We start from the raw sequence: 16,136 nt of genomic DNA, 5'->3' as shown, positions 1-16,136 counted from the left end.
GGTTTCCACGTTTCCTCTGTCGCCAATACCGGGTATTGTTATGGCCCACGTACGATCGATGAAAAGACAGTCAAGCAGTCAATACTATCATCAAGTCGTGAATGATCCGGGCCGGTGATGTTCGCGTTCGGCCGGCGACCCCAAGAGCGGCTAGCGGTGATACCGCCCCTTCCGATTTCGATATCCGCACACGGGCAGTACAGGCTTTGAAGAAAGCTGTCGTCTGGGGAGTAAGTCCTATACATCGTGGTGACTACGGGTCTCGTATGGAGGAACTCGCTCCACCCACCCGCCGTCAATTGCTCGCTGGAATTGCCACAGCGACAACTGGAAGTGTCGCGGGGTGCATGGAGCGGTTCTGGTCTGGGTCGGACGAGAACACGCCGGAGCAAGTCTCATTAGTCATCAAAACGGTCCCGACGGACGACGACTATATCGCGGCATCGATTCTGAGCCAGCTCAGAGAGAACCTCGCCGACGCTGGAATCCAAGTAACCACCGAACCGGTCGCAGAGCGCGAATTCTACCGAGAAATTCTCATCCAGCGCGATTACGACATCTTCGTCGGACGCCACCCCGGATTGTTCGAGCCGGATGCCCTTCGCGATCTGCTTCACTCGGCGTTCAGGACCGAAGAAGGGTGGCAGAACCCATTTAATTTCTCGAACATGGCGATCGACGAACTGCTCGAGAAACAGCATACGTCCGAGGGCGAAACGCGCGAAGAAACGCTCGAGGAACTATTCGAATCGCTCGAGCAGATCGGCCCCCATTCGGTCGTGGCCTTCCCAAACCATCTGGGAGGTGCTCGCAACGAAGTGAGAACATCGTGGACTCCAAACCGTGCCGAGGGGTATATCGACCTGCTTTCGACCGAGCCTGCGGACGGAAGCCGAACCAATCCACTCCGAGTGGGGTTGTTCGGGGAGGGGCTCTCGGATCGGTTCAACCCGATCGCTGCGGACGTCGGAAGCGAACGGCCGCTGCTCGAACTCCTGTATGATCCACTCGCTCGCAGGATCGACGGCGAGTACGTTCCGTGGCTAGCTGACGACATTTCGTGGGACGATTCGGGCGTCGAGATCGAGGCGACGGTAAGACTTCGAGAGGGCCTCACCTGGCACGACGGCGAATCACTGGATGCCTCCGACGTCGAGTTCACGATACGGTTTTTCGAGGACACGTCGCTTGGAGAGATAGAAAGTGGGGTACCGACGTCACAGTACAGAGGGTGTCAGTCGGTGGTCGATTCCGTGTCGACGGTTGGAGCGAGGACCGTCGAATTTTCGTTCGAAACGCCCAGCGAAGCGGTTGCGAGTCGGCCACTCACCGTTCCGATCCTGCCCGAACACGTCTGGGAGTCCCGTTCCGAACCCGTCGGTGAGTACCAGACCGAAGCCCGAACCACGGATAACGAGCCTCCTATCGGTTCGGGCCTGTTCAGGTTCGGCGAACACGAAGCGAACGAGCTACTCGAGTTCGAACTGTTCGACGATCACGTCCTTTTGGATCCGGCCGTTTCGGATCGCCCGTCGATTCTCAACGGATTTCCGCAGTACGATGGGATAGAATTCCACATCGTCGGTCCGTATCCAGGCGTTCTTATCGATATGATGGCGGACGACGACATCGATATCATCGGTGCGGACCTCCCGCCAGAACACGCCGGATCGATCGTCGAGGAGAGCGACGTTTCGATGGTGAATTCCTCGACCGATTCGGCGTATATCGTTGGATACAACTTCCAGCACCCACAGCTCGGAGACCCACGGTTTCGCTCTCTCGTCTCTCGGCTGATCGACCGGGATCACGTCGTCGAGGAGGTTTTCGACGGGTACGCTGAAAAGCCGGAAACTTACGCCGAACTGGCCGGTGTTCGATCGCCCGACGATAGCAGTCGATCGGCCGATGGAACGGCTTCCGTACTGCGGTTCCCTGGATCGGATGGAGAGATTAACCAGGACCTGGTTCGGACCTTGTTCGAAGACGAGGGGTATCGATACGACGATGATACGTTACTGGAGTGACCGCATCCAGGTCCGGCCACCGATGCGGTCTCGATTCGATTCCACCGAAACACATTCACTGCGCGATGACAGTTACAGAGTAGTCTCGGGACTCGTCGTTTCCCAACCGGTTTGTATTAGTGGCCTGCAGTTTGTACTCTCACAATATGGTCTTCGCTAGCGTCGTTCTCGAGATCGGCCTCGCCGTCCTGGCTATGCTCGTTACGGCGACGCTCGTCATCGTTGGCCCTCGTCAACTCGTTCGGGCAGTTCGGGACTTCCGATGGCGACTCGAGGGGATCGCGCTTCCAACGACTGTGTTACTCTGCGTGCTGTTCCTCAGATGGGCGACGCAGGACGTCGCTCAGACGATTTCGACACAGGTAACTGGTGTTGCTATCACGGATTATCTCTTCGGGATCGACCGAGCGCTTTTCGGCGAAACGCCCGTTGTCTTCTTGCAGTCGATCCAGATGGACGAATTGACGTCGTATTTCGTGTTCGTCTATATATACGGCTACGCGTTCTTGCTCGCGTTTCCGTTCGTCGCGTATTTCGCTCTCCGTGAGATGGACGACCTTTCGACGCTCATACTCGCATACACCGCCAACTACGGAATCGGCCTGCTGTGTTATTTCGTGTTTATCGCATACGGCCCTCGAAACGTCGACCCAACGCTATTTGATGGGCTTCTTTATACGGCGTTCCCTGAATCGGGATTTCTCACGCACTCGATAAATCACAACACGAACGTGTTTCCCTCGCTTCATACATCGATGGCAATGACGGTATTTTTCCTCGCGGTACATACCAGAGAGAAGTATCCGTTGTGGGTCCCTCTTTCGGGCGTTCTCGCCGGTAGTGTTGCACTCTCGACGATGTATCTCGGTATTCACTGGTTTTCAGACGTGATCGCCGGAACGTTTCTCGCCCTCGTTAGTGTCTATATTGGCCGTAATTATACCGTCGAGGGGCTCGTGAGGACTGCGAGGGTCTTCTTCAGTACGAAATTTAAAGACGCCCAAACACGGTTCGAAGGTGACCGAGAGTAACCGACGGGTTCTCTCTGGGAATATGTAGACGATAGCCTGATCCGGTGGAATTAACCAGCAAACTTATGCCTTGTCAACAGTTACCATAGGATATGGTCACTCCAAGAGACACTTCGACGGCCGATCGAGGGATCCCTCCAACCCGGGCGATCATCGAAGCCGTAGCGAACGCCGAAGGTGTCGATGTCGTGGAGTTGCGACCGCCCGCGTACGATCCACTGTATTCCGTGATCGATCCCGAAGCACTGGATTTACTGTTCGACGAACATCCGCCGGAGGGGAACGACTCCGACATTCGGGTTACGTTCACGTACGAAGGATACGAAGTCGACGTCTACGACGGTGGTCGGGTCGACGTTTCGGAGGCGAGTCCGTCCGATGATACGGTTAACTCGATCGGAAAATGAGGTCGCAACGAAGGATATCGACGACACCACCCGCCACCGCCAGCGGAGTTCGACAGCAAGGATTCAGCGACGATACTGAATTTACGAAACGGAGATAGCACTCAGCGCAACGACACACATTCCACGAAATTCCATCTATCTCGGCTGCCGTCGCGTACGGCCCTAATTACGTCCAGTAAGCATCTTCTGGATCCGTTCCGAAGCGGACCCGCTCGAGGAATTCGATTGCCTTTTCGAGTCCCTCTCGAGAACTCGTGAGCGAGTCTTCGTGCTCGATGCTTAGAACGTCGTCGTAGCCGACCATTCGCAAGGTCGAGACGATGTCCTTCCAATGGGTTTCGTCGTGGCCGTAGCCGACGGATCGAAAGAGCCACGATCGATTCGCCTCGTCGTCGTAGGCGGTCGTATCGAGAACGCCTTTCTCTCGAGCCTGCGGCTCGTAGATTCTCGTGTCCTTGGCGTGGACGTGTTTGATCGCATCGTCCTCACCGAGTAACCGAATCGCGTCCGTAATCGAAATTCCCTGCCAGTAGAGATGAGAGGGATCGAAGTTGGCTCCGATCCGCTCGTTGGTCGCCTCGCGCAATCGAAGCAATCCGTGCGGTTCGTACACGAGCATGTTTGGATGCATTTCGATCCCGACGTCAACACCGTGATCGGCCGCAAACGCCGCGAGTTCGTTCCAGTACTCGAGGGCTCGACCCCACTGGTACTCGAGCGCGTCGGCGTGTTCTGTGGGCCACGGTGCCGTAATCCAGTTCGGTACGTCGTCGTTCGGCCCGCCAGCGGGGAGCCCCGAAAAGCAGGTGACGGTGGAAACGTCGAGTTGGGCCGCGAGTTGTATCGCCTCCCGAAGCTCGGTCGAAGCTCGATCCGCTCGCTGTTCGTCCGGATGAAGCGGATTGTTGTGCACGGCGAGTGCACTGATCCGTGTCTCGTAGGTATCGAGAACGTCTTCGAGGTCGGCCTGCGCGTCGGCGTCGTCAAGGTATTCGGTTCGTGGCAGATGATCCTGTCCTGGAAATCCGCCGACACCGGGTTCGATCGCCGTGACGCCCTGTTCGTTGCAGTACGCGAGTGCGCCCTCGAGCGACTCGTTTGCCAGCGGCGGAGTGTGAAGACCGATCTCCATGGGGGGCGTTTTACGCCAGCGGCGAAATAAGACGGGGGCGTCTGTTGGAAAACCGACGCCAAATCGCTATCGGTCCGAAACCGAGATCGTTTGCTCCTCCTCGCTCGAGCGGTAGATCGCATCGATAATTCTCTGGACGTCGAGCCCCTGCTCGACGCTGTCTTCGAGGTCGATCTCGGTGACGATAGCGTCGAAAAACGTCTGCTGTTCGTCCGTGTGGGTATCGTTCTGACGCGTTTCTATCGACGTGTTCTCGAGGTGATCCGGACCGATCGTACTCGCCGAGTGGAAGGTCAGGTCGTTCTCGAGGAGGTCGAATTTCGCGGCTGCGTTCGTTCCGCGGACGACGAACTCGTGGTTTTCGGGCCGGTTCGTCGCCCAGGCCACCTCGAGAGAAATCGTCCGGTTCTGTTCACAGCGGACGAAGGCGCTCGCGGAGTCGTCGACATCGAACTCGCCGGGCCCCGAGTCGCTTCCCCACATCTCGAGGTACGCATACTCCTCCCGCGGACCGAACTCGCCGCGCGTGACGCCGGACACTTCGAGGACGGTTGGGTACCCGAGTAGGTACAGGGCGAGGTCGATTGCATGAACGCCCAAATCGATAAGTGCGCCGCCACCAGCGATCGCCCGCCGAGTAAACCACGAACCGCGTCCGGGAATCCCTCGCCTCCGAACGTAGTTCGCCTCGAGGTGTGTGACGGTTCCCAGGTCGCCTCGTTCGATCCGGTTTTTGACGATCTGGACGGTATTTGCGAACCGGTTGTTGAATCCGACCATGGTGATCCCCGACGACTGTGTGGCTGCGTCGGCGATCCGTTCTGCGCTCTCGAGGGTATGGGCCAGCGGTTTCTCGAGAAGAACGTGAAGGTCGTCTTCGAAGGCGCTCACGGCGTACTGTTCGTGGAACTTGTTCGGCGTCGTGATGATAATCGCGTCGACGGCCTCGTATAGCTCCTGGTGGTCCTCGTAGACGTCGACATCGTACCGCCGCGTGAATCGTTTCCGCGCTTCGGGGGCGACGTCCATGCCGCCGACTAGCGGAACGCCGAGCTCGAGGAGCCGCTCGGCGTGATACTGGCCAATGTTTCCGAGTCCGACGATTCCCGTTTTAATATCAGTTCGGTCTGGAGTCATTGGTGCTGATCAATCCGAGTTCGGTTTCGCCGGCGATGATCGGGAGCGTTCCGATGTGGAGCCAACAGTACCGACCGGTACGCACTCGGTGGTCTTTGGTCCGTCGGCGATTTGCAACGAATGATACGGTCCGCTGTCACGATTTATCGGTGCAACCGCAGGAAACGGGTCGCGGTTGCGCCGGAAATGCCTGACAGCAGTCCGTCTGGGTCTCCCTTCGCTTCACCGGTGGCGTCCGAACGGGCGAAAACGGGTCACCCGTCCGCCTCGGTCATCGTCGCCCCGTCGTCCGTCCCGCCGAGTTCTGTGATACCGTGCGTGAGTGCCGTCCCCGTCTCGGTATCGAAGAGGTGCACCTTCGTCCCGTCGAACACGACGTCGATTGGCTGATCGTCGGTGATCTCGGTGTCGGAAGTCACGCTCATCAGAAGTTGATCCGGCGAAGACGCAGGGTCCCGTTCCATCCCACCTTCGACGGCCTCCGAGAGCAACAGGTAGACGAACACCTCGTCACCCATCGGTTCGATAACGTCCGTTCGAGCGGGAATGGAGTCCGTCGGCTGTGTCACCGATTCGGTGAACTCAGCGAGGTGGACATCCTCGGGGCGGATCCCGAGTGTCACCGCTTGTCCGACGGAAACGTCGGGGACTCGAGTCGGATCGAATTCGACGAGGAAATTCGGGGTTTTTAGTCCGTTTTCGACGACTTCGCCCTCCACGAAGTTCATCGACGGCGAGCCGATGAAACCGGCAACGAACAGGTTATCGGGCTTGTTGTAGCAGATTAGCGGCGGGTCGACCTGCTGGAGCTTTCCGGCGTCGAGCACCGCGATGCGATCGGCCATCGTCATCGCCTCGGCCTGGTCGTGCGTGACGTAGATAACCGTCGTCTGTAACTCGCGATGAAGTCGCTGGAGTTCGGTCCGCATGTGGACGCGAAGTTTCGCGTCGAGGTTCGCGAGCGGTTCGTCCATCAGGAACACGCCCGGATTCCTCACGATCGCCCTGGCGATCGCCACCCGCTGTCGTTGCCCGCCGGATAACTCGTCGGGCATTCGTTCGAGCATCCCTTCTAACTGCACGATATCGGTGGCCTGCGTGACGCGTCGCTCGATCTCCTCGTCGTCGTAGGTTCGCAGTCGAAGTCCGAACGAAATGTTTTCGAAGACGTTCATGTGGGGGAACAACGCGATGTTCTGGAAGACCATCGCGACGCCCCGGTCTTTCGGCGCGAGGTTCGTGACCTCGTGCTCGCCAATGTAGATGGTTCCGTCGCTCGGCTTCGTGAGCCCGGCGACGGTCTCCATCGTGGTCGATTTCCCGCAGCCCGAGGGCCCGACGAGACAGAGGAACTCTCCGTCCTCGATGTCGAGACTGACGTCGTCGACCGCGGTGATATCTTCGTAGCGTTTCGTGACGTGTTCGAGTCGTACTCGTGCCATAGTTTGTGATTATTCCTTGAGTGCGCCCGCGGTGAGTCCGCTGACGATCTTTTCCTGGGCCACGATTACGAGGATCGCGACGGGGATGACCCCGATGATGCTCGCGGCGGCCATGAGGTGGTACATCACTTCGTACTGCCCCTGGTAACCGAGGATCCCCTCGAGAATCGGGGCCCAGTTCTCGGGCTGGCCGTCTGTCATCAGAAACGAGAAGAAGAACTCGTTGTAGACGGCGATGAAGGTCAACACGCCCGCCGTGGCGACGCCGGGTGCCGACAGCGGGATGATGACCCGGAAGAGCGCTCCCAGCCGCGTGGTGCCCTCGACACGGGCGGCGTCCTCGAGTCCCTCGGGGATCTGCGAGTAGAACGTCGTCAGGATGAAGATCGCCAGCGGCATGAAGATCGCCGACAGCGGCATGACCATCGCCCCGGGCGTGTTGTACAGCGTTCCATCGCCGGTGATCGGCTCGAGGATTCCGACGGGCGTGTTGAACAGGTCGTTCAACGGGATGAAAAACGCCGCCGGCGGGAAAAAGGAAATCACCAACACGAGCAACAACAGGGGAACTTTTCCCGGGAACTCGAGTCGGCCGAAGGCGTAGCCCGCGAGGCTCGCGATGACGAGGACGATGATGGTCGACGCCGTCGCAATCACGAAGCTGTTGAACATGTACCAGTGGAACGGAATCACTTCGAAGACCTCGACGAACGCCCCGGGATTGAATCCGTTCGGCGTCAGGATGATATCCTGTTGTTGCCCTTCGGGGGTCAGCGCCACCATCAGGAGCCAGTAGAACGGAAAGAGCGTCGTCAACAGGAAGAAGATCGTCGCGACGTAGAACATCGACCGGTACACCCGGGCCGGATTCGAGATCGAGTCGGCCACCCACTGCTGGAAGAACCCTCGCCGGAGCTCCGCGTCGTCGGTTTCGCCGACGGTCGTTCCGCCGTCGGCCGCTCGAGTTGCCGAGAGTTCGGCCCCGGCTTCGGTCCCTTTCTCGAGGGTAGTGTCCCGATTAACGGCTTCATCACCGGTTCGTTCCGTAGCCGATCCGCCGTCGTCTTCGGCGTGGTTTCGATCACCGGTCATTAGTAGACACCTCCCTCGGTATCCCGGAAGAAAAAGACGTACGCCGAGATGATCAGGCCGATCACGAGCGCTGTCGCGAACGCAACGGCCGCGGCCGTCGCGTAGATGCGAGTCCCGCCAAACATCGCTTCGACGACAAGACACGTCAACGACGGAACGGTCGTACAACCAGCGGTCGATTCGATGAGTCCGTACACCCGCATGGCGTCCATCGTTCGGAACAACATCGCGACCAGCAAGGCGGGCAACACCAGCGGGAGCGTGATCAGTTTGAACCGTTGCCACGGTGACGCTCCGGCAACCTGGGCGACGTTATACAGGCTCCGATCGATGCTCTGGAGTCCGGCGAGAATAAGCAACGCCATGAACGCAGAGGATTTCCAGATATCCGCGATGAGGATGATGATAAACGAGTCCTGACTATCCGCGAGCGGGTCGGGCCCGAAGATTCCGAGCCACTGCATGAGGTCGCTGCCGAAGCCGACCGTAGGTTGAAAGAGCAGGAAGAAGATCATCCCCTGGATAACGATCGGAACGGCCCACGGGAGGATGATCGCGACGCGAACCCACCGCCGTCCACGAAAGTCTTGATCCAGTACGTACGCCTGCCCGAAGCCGATGATTGTCTCGAGGAAGACGCTGACAACGGCGAAGGCGAGCGTGACGAACAGCGCCTGTTGCAAAAACGGAACGCCGAGGTCGATAAACGGGAACGAGGTCGAGACCGATACGTCGAGAAACTGGCGAGCGAGTCGCGCGTTTCCGGTGAGGATGTCGGCGTAGTTGTCGATTCCGACGAACCCGCCTAACGGCTCCGCACCCCTCGTTTGGTCCTCCCGCAGGGACATCACGAACGTCATCAACAGCGGATAGAAGGCGATAAACGCCAAGAGCGCGAACGCCGGAAGCAAAAGCAGGTAGGCGTACGCCGCCTCGCTCAGCCCCTCCATCCAGTTGGTGATCACGTTACCGGTTCGGTCCTGTTCTGACTCGCCGTCTCCGCCGACCAGCAACTCTCGATCGGAATCGGTGTCAGTCGACATTCTGTTCCTCCACGCCTGCTTCGCTCGCCTCGAGTCGGTCCATGAGATCTGACATCGCACCCTCCGGCGACTTTGCACCACGATAGGCGGCGTTTACCTCCTGGAATATCAGCGCGGATTGTTCGGGCCAGATGTCGGTAACGGGTCGTGGAACGGCGTTCTCCCCGGCGATTTGTATCTGGTCGGTGTATCGTGCGACGGGGCCGATTTCGTCCGGATCCGCCTCCTCGATCAGCTCGAGAATCGGCGGGAGAAAGCCCTGGAGTTCGAAGATGGTGAGCATCACTTCCTCCTGAGTGAACGCCTCCAGAACCTGCGCCGCCTCGTCGACTCGATCGGTGTTGGGATTGAGAGTGAGGTGCCAGCCGCCGAGTCCGGCGGCCGTTCCGCCGACACCCTCGAACTCCGACTCGTCTTCGCTGACCGCGTACGGCATCGGCATCACACCGAGGTCTTCGCCGAAAGCGTCCTCTGCGCCGGTCTGTGCGATCGCGAAGGGCCAGTTGCGGTGGGCGACCGCGTTCCCGTTCGCGAACGGGCTCAGCGATTCTTCTTCGGACCATTGAACGATAGCCGAGGGACAGATCTGCTGATACCCCTCGAGCGCGTGCTCGTCGTCTGGCCCGTGGATGAACGTCCGCATCATCCGAATCGCATCGAGAACCGGTTCCGAGTCGACGGTAATCGGGCGATCACCCGCGACGAACAGGTTCTCGGTCCCGCCAAAGTATCCGCCGCCCCAGGTGGACATCACCTCGGTAAACGTACAGCAAGCGAGTCCCTCGTAGGCCGCCGCCTGCGTCGTGAACCCGAAATCAACACCGCTCTCCTCGAGTGCATCGCCCGTCACTTCGGAGAACTCCTGCCAGGTCGGCGGCTCGGTCCCCCACTCGTCCGTCTCGTATCCCGCGTCTTCGATCAGATCCTGCCGGTAGAGCACCGTACCGAAGTCCGGGAACAACGGGATCGCGTGGAGCCTGTCGGTTTCCGGGTTGCGAGCCGTCTCGAGTGCCGCCTCGAGATACTCGTTTTCGACCCGCTCTATGATCTCAGGCGAGAGTTCTTCCTCGAGAGGCGTCGTTTGCTCCCGGAGAATAAACGGGATCGTCCACCCGCTGTCCATCATAAAGATGTCCGGCGGGGATCGCCCGGCCTGCAACGCGGACTGGTATGACTGCATCCGCTGTGCGGAATCGTCGACGCTCGCCTGCACCTCGACGGTAATGTCTTCGTCGAGCCCGGCATCCCAGAGCGCCTGCTGAACCGACGGCTCGTCGCCGTCAGCGTGCATGATGTCCTCGAAGTCCGTATCGCCGGACATCACGACCGTACCTTCTTGGCGCGCCCGACCCAGACAGCCGGCGACGGCGACGCCAGTCGTCGCCGCCGACACCGACGCCGCTTTGACGAATATCCGCCGGGAAACCCTTCGCCGGGAACGTTCGTCGCTTGCCTTCGGGGCCATCTCTTCCAACTAGAGTGCACTCTCCAATATAATTCTTCGCTAGAATCGTTGTAATAAAAACTGAATCTCTCGATTCTGTACGCGTCTAAGACGAGCTTACAAGTCGACTCAGCCGTCGTTCATCGACGATCCGTTCTCGTCACCGATCACTTTCTCGAGTGACTGAGCCAAACAAACGAGTAGCGTCGTCTCCTTCTCATCAATATCGAGTTTCGCCAGTAAAACACTCATTGAGCGCGGATGCGAGTCCATACTCAGTCGGGATGTACAGAGCGTGAATGCTCAGTCGGGATGTACAGAGCGTGGATGTCCGATGATCTATTCGTCGAGCGCCGGTGGCTTGTGTCGGCCGATCCGGATCTCGTGTGCCTCGATATCCTCGAGTGCTGCCACGCGACCGCCGACGGTCAGGTCGCCGTCGTTCGTCTCGAGGGTTAGCGAGGCGACCTCTTCGGAAACTTCGAAGGAAACGTCGGTGACGAGTCCCTGCACGACGCGCGAACCGCCAACGGCGACGTCCCGTCCTTCGATTGTCGCGTAGAACTCTCCGCCTTCGTCGATCACGTCTTTCACACAGCGCCGAATCGACGCGTATCGGCGGGGATAGGGTCGCCCCTTTCCGTTTTCGCCCAGCGTCCGTTCAGCGGTGGTCCAGAGCACGGTTCCGAAAAAGCCCGAGACGAGAAAGCCCAGTGCGGACCGGTTGAAAATGACTCCATACCGATCCTGGTCGTCGCGGAGGGCATCCTGCGTTGCGTAGATCGAATAGTTTCCGTCCGCGACGGCGACGACTGGCGTCGTGATTCCTCTTCGGGCACGTGCGGTCGTCGCAACTTCCAGGTAATCGAACTCGTCGGGTTCGGGCGCCTCTGAGGCGGGGGTGACGATCAGATCGACACTCACGTCGTCGTCGACGGCCGCCTTCAGTTCGTCCTCGAAACGAGTCAACAGATCGGGAGTCAGCGAGAGTGCAAGCTCGTACTCGGCCGCATCGATCACCTCCTCGAGGTAGCGCAGAATTGTCGACCGAGACTTGACGAGCGAGACGGCCTCTGTATCTCGAGCGGGTGCCGTATACCGGGATTCGAGTTCGTCGATCATCTGTTCGAGGGAGCTCTGGACGTTCTCGAAGGCCTCCTCGGGATCGATGGCGACGACTTTCATCGGGCGAGATTCTCGCAACTCGACCAGCCCACGGTCGCTGAGACTTCGGACGGTGTCGTACACTCGCGGCTGGGGAATATCGGTCCGATCCGCGATTTCACTCGCCGTGAGCTGGCCCTGCTCTAGGACCGTCAGATAGGCATCGATTTCGTATTCGCCGAGGTTGAATCGGTCCCCGACACGCTCGACGGTCGAGCGAAGCTCGTCCTGTGACATGTGACACCGTATGCTCTCGAAGGATAAATGATTTATTATGGATTGAGTAACACTCGTTTTCGAAATTCGGTTGTCATCGGCGAGTCCGTCAGAACGCTTAACCACCGGCAACAAGAGTGTGTTTTTATGCGCGAAGACTGGCTGAGGGCCGGTGAGCTCGCTGTGGCCGAAGAATCCTACGGTCTCCTTTCGGACTGGGATTCAGAACGGCTCGTCGACGCCGGCTTCGAGATTCTCCTCGCGTGTCTCGTCCTCGTCGCCGGTTGGTATCTCTCGAAGCTCGTCGTGAGACTCACCGGACGGACCGTCGCCAGACAGATCGAACGGCCGAGCGTCACCCGGACGATTCTCAGGGGCGTGCGCGTCAGCGTTCTCCTGTTCACGTTCGCAGTCGTGGCGAGCATCTTCGGCGTCGGTGGCGGCGAGATTTTCTTTTCGGTCGCCGTCATCTCCGCAATCGTCGGTGTCGTCCTCGCACCCCTGATCAGCAGCTTCATCAATGGTATCTTCATCCTCTCGGACCGCCCCTTCGAGATCGGTGACATGATCGAAGTCACCGACGAAGGCCACAAAGGCTTCGTGGAGGACATCACCATCAGATACACGAAGATATTCACGCTCGATAATACCTTTCTCGTGATACCAAACTCCGAGATTCACCGCCGGGACGTCGTCAACTATTCGGCAGAAGACGAGCGAACGCGAGTCTCCGTCGCGTTCGACGTCACCTACGAAAGCGACCTCGAAGCCGCTCGACGCCATGCTCAACGGGCGGCTCGAAGCGTCGATACCGTCATTTCGGGCGGCCCTGACATTCGAATCGGGAGCGCACGGTACGGTGCGGCGCCCATCTGCGATATTATCGAGTACGGCGATCACGGCGTGAACTTACAGGTCCGGTTCTGGATCGAACATCCCTACAAGCAGACGGTCGCCCGCTCGGACGTCCAGGCCGAGATCCGACGCCGGTTCGCGAAAAACGACGTCGAGTTCGCCTACCCGCACACCCATCACGTCTTCGACGAGACGAGCGGTGTCGCCCGAACGACCATCGAGGACCAGCACGTGCAGGAACGAGCGCCGCGAACGGAGTTTCAGACCGGTGACGGCAACCCCGATGCGCCCGGACCGTAACCCCCCCTGAGGTCATTTTATGGGGACAGCGTTCAAATCCCACGGTAGATCGATAGATGTACGACGACATTCTCGTTCCGACGGACGCCAGCGATACCGTTCCGGAAACTCTCTCGCATGCCGTTTCGATCGCAGTAGACAACGACGCAACGGTTCACGGACTCTACGTCGTCGACAGTCGAATTACGACTGCGGCCGCCGACGAGACGAAGGCGGATCTCGAGGAGTCACTCGAGTCCGAGGGAATGCGCGCCGTCGACGCGGTCGAAGCTACGGCGCGCGAGCGGGACCTCAACACGGTCGGATCCGTCCGACGCGGAACTCCCTCAAAGGCGATCCTCGAGTACGCGAACGAGCAGGGGATCGACCTCATCGTGATCGGAACCCGCGGAAAAAGTCCTCGGGAGAAAGTGACTTCGTTAGGGAGCGTCTCGGAGCGGGTCGTCGATAACGCGTCGACTCCCGTTCTCGTCGTTCGTAACGCAGGATCCACCGACCGCGAATCGGGCCAGTGACATCCCCGAGTCTCCGTCGCTCAACTCAGTGATTTATCCACGGTGATCACCTCGCAATCGAGGTGCGAACGCAGGTAATGATCGATATTCGGGTTATCCGTAAATCGCCTGAATATCCGTCGCAACCGACTCACCTGTTTGGTTCCGATGACCGCGACATCCGCTTCTTCCGCTGCAATTTCCTCGAGAATGCTTTCCTCAACCAAGAACCCGGTGCGAACGATGTACCGAACGTTCTTGAGTTGTCCGAAGTGCTCTTCGACGGCGTCTTTTAGTTCGGTTCGAGTTACGCTCTTTCCGTTCTGATATAGGTTGACGTGCAAGACAGTCAGCGCTCCTTCGCGCTCGCGCGCGACATTGATAGCCTGCTCGAGCGTTCGTTTAGAGTGTGTTGTTAGTGGGTACCGAACGGGGACCACGACCAGCGTCATCATCCACTCGAACACTCCCCGCGCTGGTAAACGTTTAGTATCGCGGTCGGACCCGGTCGTCGACTGACGGATCGATTCCACATTCGCGTGCATACTCGAGTAATACTTCGTACTGAGTGGATTCGGTCGTTTCCGTTCGATCAGCGGCCCCAAGCGCCGGGAACTCGTCGTCCGTATGAAAGAGGTAGTTCGATGTTGCTAGTTCGTACATTGCGTCGCTATCGAACGGTTCACCATTTACCCGCTGAATCGTCACCCCGTGGTTCTCTCGTTCCCACTCGAGCGAGATCCCGCTTACGTGTGCGTGCCACCAGCCGGGTTCAGCAAATCCGAGGTCGAGGCCCGCTGCGTCGTCGAACACCGCAGCTAGTTGCTCTCCGGTGAGTTCTGCGATTGCAATCGGTTCGTCGAACGGAATCAGGCTAATGAGGTCCGACGCAGTTACTTCGCCCTCGAGTGAGGCTCCAGAGCGGATTCCGCCGCTGTTTTGGACGGCGACGTCGGCACCCGTCTCCCACCGATAGGCATCGGCAACGAAGTTCCCCACACGACTTTCGCCACCGAACAGCGTCGATTCGGTCCGTTCGATCGGGTCATCGACCGTCGCGACAACGTCGTTCAGTCCCGCCGAGACCTCGAGTTCTCGAAACGCCTCGACGACGTCTGGCGCGGGTTCGTACCCGTCCGTCCGGACGATCCTCGAATCCGGCTCGCTCTCGATTGTTACGTCGACGATCGCGCTTCCACCGTCGCCGGGTCGGGTTAGCAGCGTTCCCTTGATCCGCTCGAGTCGCGTGCTCGGAACGTGGCCGCCCAGAATAACGTCGGCGTCGACCGCATGCGCGAGGTCACCGTCGGCCCCGCCGAGGTGCGAACAGATTACGACGATCTCGGCACCCGCAGCGCGGAGCTCAGCTACAGCTTCGTCCGCGGCATCGATCGGATCACGAAACCCCAACCCCGTCGCCATCGGGTTCAACGACCCGGTTCGCTGGGTCGTGACACCGGTGATTCCGACGGTCGTTCCGTTTCGCTCTACCGTCGTCCACGGTTTGACCCCTGCCTCCGCGCCGAACGTGTCGCCGTTCCGGATCACGTTCGCGCTCACCCATTGCTGTGGCGAATTCCGAACGATCTCGAGAGTCGCCTCGTAGCCGTAGTCGAAGTCGTGATTGCCGAAGGTTTCGACGTCCGGTTCGACCGCATCGTAAAACTCGAGCGCCTGTCGGCCCTCGGTCATCAGCGGCAAGACGCCGGGAGACGTGTTATCTCCCGTTCCGATGACCAGTGTTCCGTCGTCGGATCGCGTTCTGATCGCTCGTGCGAGCCGCCCGATCTGTTCGGGGTAATCACAGGCGTTTTCGATGTCGGAGTACTGTACCAGGTGGAGAGACATTCGCCGGAAATTACGTCACCGGTAGCTTGATTCCGTCGGTCTCTCCTGCAGGATTATCCCAACGCGCACACGGACACACGCGAGGAGAATTCGTGGGAAAGACACGCATTTATTTCGAGCCCACCAACGGTGCGTTATGCAAACGAAATCCACGGACGACGGGACGGTCTACATCTCCGAGTCCGAGGGCGATACGGGTTCTAAAGCGCCGTTTCTCGTCGCCTACGAGTCTCGAGACTGCAACCAGCGATACGGTTGGTTCTGTGCGAACTGCGAGAGCATCGACAACGCGATGGACTCGATGGGCCGGATCAAGTGCAACCAGTGTGGAAATTTCCGGAAGCCGACCGAGTGGGACGCGGCTCACGAGTAACTGCTCACACTATGGCGTGCCCATTGGAAGGGGGTCGCATGGTACCGGTTTTCGGAGGACGATTCGTTCGACGGCCTTATGTAGGGACCGTCTCCTCGTTATGAATGTAAACGACGTGACGCAGGATGTCA

Annotated in this window: 16 protein-coding genes; 6 read left to right on the top strand and 10 right to left on the bottom strand. The window is 59.1% G+C overall.

Features of this window, described 5'->3' with window-relative positions; genetic code table 11:
* Positions 1–266: 266 nt before the first annotated feature.
* The 3 genes from QNM96_RS14810 (at position 267) to QNM96_RS14800 (ending at position 3,465) form a co-directional block, all read left to right on the top strand.
* Complete coding sequence (locus QNM96_RS14810; protein ID WP_283837305.1) at positions 267–2,027, top strand: ABC transporter substrate-binding protein; 1,761 nt, start codon at positions 267–269, stop codon at positions 2,025–2,027.
* A gap of 146 nt (positions 2,028–2,173) precedes the next feature.
* Positions 2,174–3,058 (top strand): phosphatase PAP2 family protein, encoded by an 885-nt coding sequence (locus QNM96_RS14805; protein WP_283837303.1) that lies wholly within the window; start codon positions 2,174–2,176, stop codon positions 3,056–3,058.
* Between the two features lie 92 nt (positions 3,059–3,150).
* The gene (locus QNM96_RS14800; protein WP_283837302.1) at positions 3,151–3,465 is read left to right on the top strand and encodes a HalOD1 output domain-containing protein; all 315 of its coding nucleotides are present in this window, start codon (positions 3,151–3,153) and stop codon (positions 3,463–3,465) included.
* 166 nt (positions 3,466–3,631) lie between these two features.
* Here the strand turns inward: QNM96_RS14800 and QNM96_RS14795 are convergent, their stop codons facing one another.
* The 8 genes from QNM96_RS14795 to QNM96_RS14760 form a co-directional block, all read right to left on the bottom strand.
* A complete protein-coding gene (locus QNM96_RS14795; RefSeq protein ID WP_283837301.1) occupies positions 3,632–4,597 on the bottom strand; it encodes a sugar phosphate isomerase/epimerase in 966 nt (321 codons plus the stop codon).
* A 66-nt stretch (positions 4,598–4,663) separates the two neighbouring features.
* On the bottom strand, positions 4,664–5,734 hold the full coding sequence (locus QNM96_RS14790) for a Gfo/Idh/MocA family oxidoreductase (RefSeq protein WP_283837300.1): 1,071 nt from the start codon (positions 5,732–5,734) through the stop codon (positions 4,664–4,666).
* Positions 5,735–5,988: 254 nt separating this feature from the next.
* A complete protein-coding gene (locus QNM96_RS14785) occupies positions 5,989–7,176 on the bottom strand; it encodes an ABC transporter ATP-binding protein (protein WP_283837297.1) in 1,188 nt (395 codons plus the stop codon).
* Positions 7,177–7,185: 9 nt separating this feature from the next.
* Complete coding sequence (locus QNM96_RS14780) at positions 7,186–8,268, bottom strand: carbohydrate ABC transporter permease (protein WP_283837296.1); 1,083 nt, start codon at positions 8,266–8,268, stop codon at positions 7,186–7,188.
* Positions 8,268–9,311 (bottom strand): sugar ABC transporter permease, encoded by a 1,044-nt coding sequence (locus QNM96_RS14775; RefSeq protein ID WP_283837295.1) that lies wholly within the window; start codon positions 9,309–9,311, stop codon positions 8,268–8,270. The genes QNM96_RS14780 and QNM96_RS14775 overlap by 1 nt, the downstream gene beginning before the upstream one ends.
* A complete protein-coding gene (locus QNM96_RS14770) occupies positions 9,301–10,776 on the bottom strand; it encodes an extracellular solute-binding protein (RefSeq protein ID WP_283837294.1) in 1,476 nt (491 codons plus the stop codon). The genes QNM96_RS14775 and QNM96_RS14770 overlap by 11 nt, the downstream gene beginning before the upstream one ends.
* Positions 10,777–10,884: 108 nt before the next feature.
* Positions 10,885–11,007, bottom strand: a complete 123-nt coding sequence (locus tag QNM96_RS14765) for a hypothetical protein (protein ID WP_283837293.1) — start codon at positions 11,005–11,007, stop codon at positions 10,885–10,887.
* Positions 11,008–11,094: 87 nt separating this feature from the next.
* On the bottom strand, positions 11,095–12,156 hold the full coding sequence (locus tag QNM96_RS14760) for a TrmB family transcriptional regulator (protein WP_283837292.1): 1,062 nt from the start codon (positions 12,154–12,156) through the stop codon (positions 11,095–11,097).
* A gap of 126 nt (positions 12,157–12,282) precedes the next feature.
* Here QNM96_RS14760 and QNM96_RS14755 point away from each other — a divergent pair, with 126 nt between their 5' ends.
* Entirely contained in the window at positions 12,283–13,290 is a 1,008-nt protein-coding gene (locus QNM96_RS14755) for a mechanosensitive ion channel family protein (RefSeq protein WP_283837291.1), read from the top strand.
* Positions 13,291–13,346: 56 nt separating this feature from the next.
* Positions 13,347–13,805 carry a universal stress protein gene (locus QNM96_RS14750; RefSeq protein WP_283837290.1) on the top strand — a complete coding sequence of 153 codons (459 nt, stop codon included), beginning with the start codon at positions 13,347–13,349 and terminating at the stop codon, positions 13,803–13,805.
* A gap of 20 nt (positions 13,806–13,825) precedes the next feature.
* On the opposite strand, the gene QNM96_RS14745 is transcribed toward QNM96_RS14750, so the two are convergent.
* Positions 13,826–14,236: a universal stress protein gene (locus tag QNM96_RS14745; protein WP_283837288.1), complete on the bottom strand. Its 411-nt coding sequence runs from the start codon at positions 14,234–14,236 to the stop codon at positions 13,826–13,828.
* A gap of 34 nt (positions 14,237–14,270) precedes the next feature.
* On the bottom strand, positions 14,271–15,632 hold the full coding sequence (locus tag QNM96_RS14740; RefSeq protein ID WP_283837287.1) for a 5'-nucleotidase C-terminal domain-containing protein: 1,362 nt from the start codon (positions 15,630–15,632) through the stop codon (positions 14,271–14,273).
* Positions 15,633–15,768: 136 nt separating this feature from the next.
* Here QNM96_RS14740 and QNM96_RS14735 point away from each other — a divergent pair, with 136 nt between their 5' ends.
* Positions 15,769–16,005 carry a DUF5816 domain-containing protein gene (locus tag QNM96_RS14735; protein ID WP_283837286.1) on the top strand — a complete coding sequence of 79 codons (237 nt, stop codon included), beginning with the start codon at positions 15,769–15,771 and terminating at the stop codon, positions 16,003–16,005.
* Positions 16,006–16,136 lie beyond the last annotated feature (131 nt).

The sequence above is a fragment of the Halostagnicola sp. A-GB9-2 genome (assembly GCF_030068615.1).
GTDB lineage: Archaea > Halobacteriota > Halobacteria > Halobacteriales > Natrialbaceae > Halostagnicola.
This window is presented reverse-complemented; position numbering and strand designations above follow the sequence as displayed.

Bases quoted from the DNA above. Each gene is read 5' to 3' on its own strand.
- QNM96_RS14810 (WP_283837305.1), top strand. From the start codon at position 267: ATGGAGGAACTCGCTCCACCCACCCGCCGTCAATTGCTCGCTGGAATT.
- QNM96_RS14805 (WP_283837303.1), top strand. From the start codon at position 2,174: ATGGTCTTCGCTAGCGTCGTTCTCGAGATCGGCCTCGCCGTCCTGGCT.
- QNM96_RS14800 (WP_283837302.1), top strand. From the start codon at position 3,151: ATGGTCACTCCAAGAGACACTTCGACGGCCGATCGAGGGATCCCTCCA.
- QNM96_RS14795 (WP_283837301.1), bottom strand. From the start codon at position 4,597: ATGGAGATCGGTCTTCACACTCCGCCGCTGGCAAACGAGTCGCTCGAG.
- QNM96_RS14790 (WP_283837300.1), bottom strand. From the start codon at position 5,734: ATGACTCCAGACCGAACTGATATTAAAACGGGAATCGTCGGACTCGGA.
- QNM96_RS14785 (WP_283837297.1), bottom strand. From the start codon at position 7,176: ATGGCACGAGTACGACTCGAACACGTCACGAAACGCTACGAAGATATC.
- QNM96_RS14780 (WP_283837296.1), bottom strand. From the start codon at position 8,268: ATGACCGGTGATCGAAACCACGCCGAAGACGACGGCGGATCGGCTACG.
- QNM96_RS14775 (WP_283837295.1), bottom strand. From the start codon at position 9,311: ATGTCGACTGACACCGATTCCGATCGAGAGTTGCTGGTCGGCGGAGAC.
- QNM96_RS14770 (WP_283837294.1), bottom strand. From the start codon at position 10,776: ATGGCCCCGAAGGCAAGCGACGAACGTTCCCGGCGAAGGGTTTCCCGG.
- QNM96_RS14765 (WP_283837293.1), bottom strand. From the start codon at position 11,007: ATGAGTGTTTTACTGGCGAAACTCGATATTGATGAGAAGGAGACGACG.
- QNM96_RS14760 (WP_283837292.1), bottom strand. From the start codon at position 12,156: ATGTCACAGGACGAGCTTCGCTCGACCGTCGAGCGTGTCGGGGACCGA.
- QNM96_RS14755 (WP_283837291.1), top strand. From the start codon at position 12,283: ATGCGCGAAGACTGGCTGAGGGCCGGTGAGCTCGCTGTGGCCGAAGAA.
- QNM96_RS14750 (WP_283837290.1), top strand. From the start codon at position 13,347: ATGTACGACGACATTCTCGTTCCGACGGACGCCAGCGATACCGTTCCG.
- QNM96_RS14745 (WP_283837288.1), bottom strand. From the start codon at position 14,236: ATGACGCTGGTCGTGGTCCCCGTTCGGTACCCACTAACAACACACTCT.
- QNM96_RS14740 (WP_283837287.1), bottom strand. From the start codon at position 15,632: ATGTCTCTCCACCTGGTACAGTACTCCGACATCGAAAACGCCTGTGAT.
- QNM96_RS14735 (WP_283837286.1), top strand. From the start codon at position 15,769: ATGCAAACGAAATCCACGGACGACGGGACGGTCTACATCTCCGAGTCC.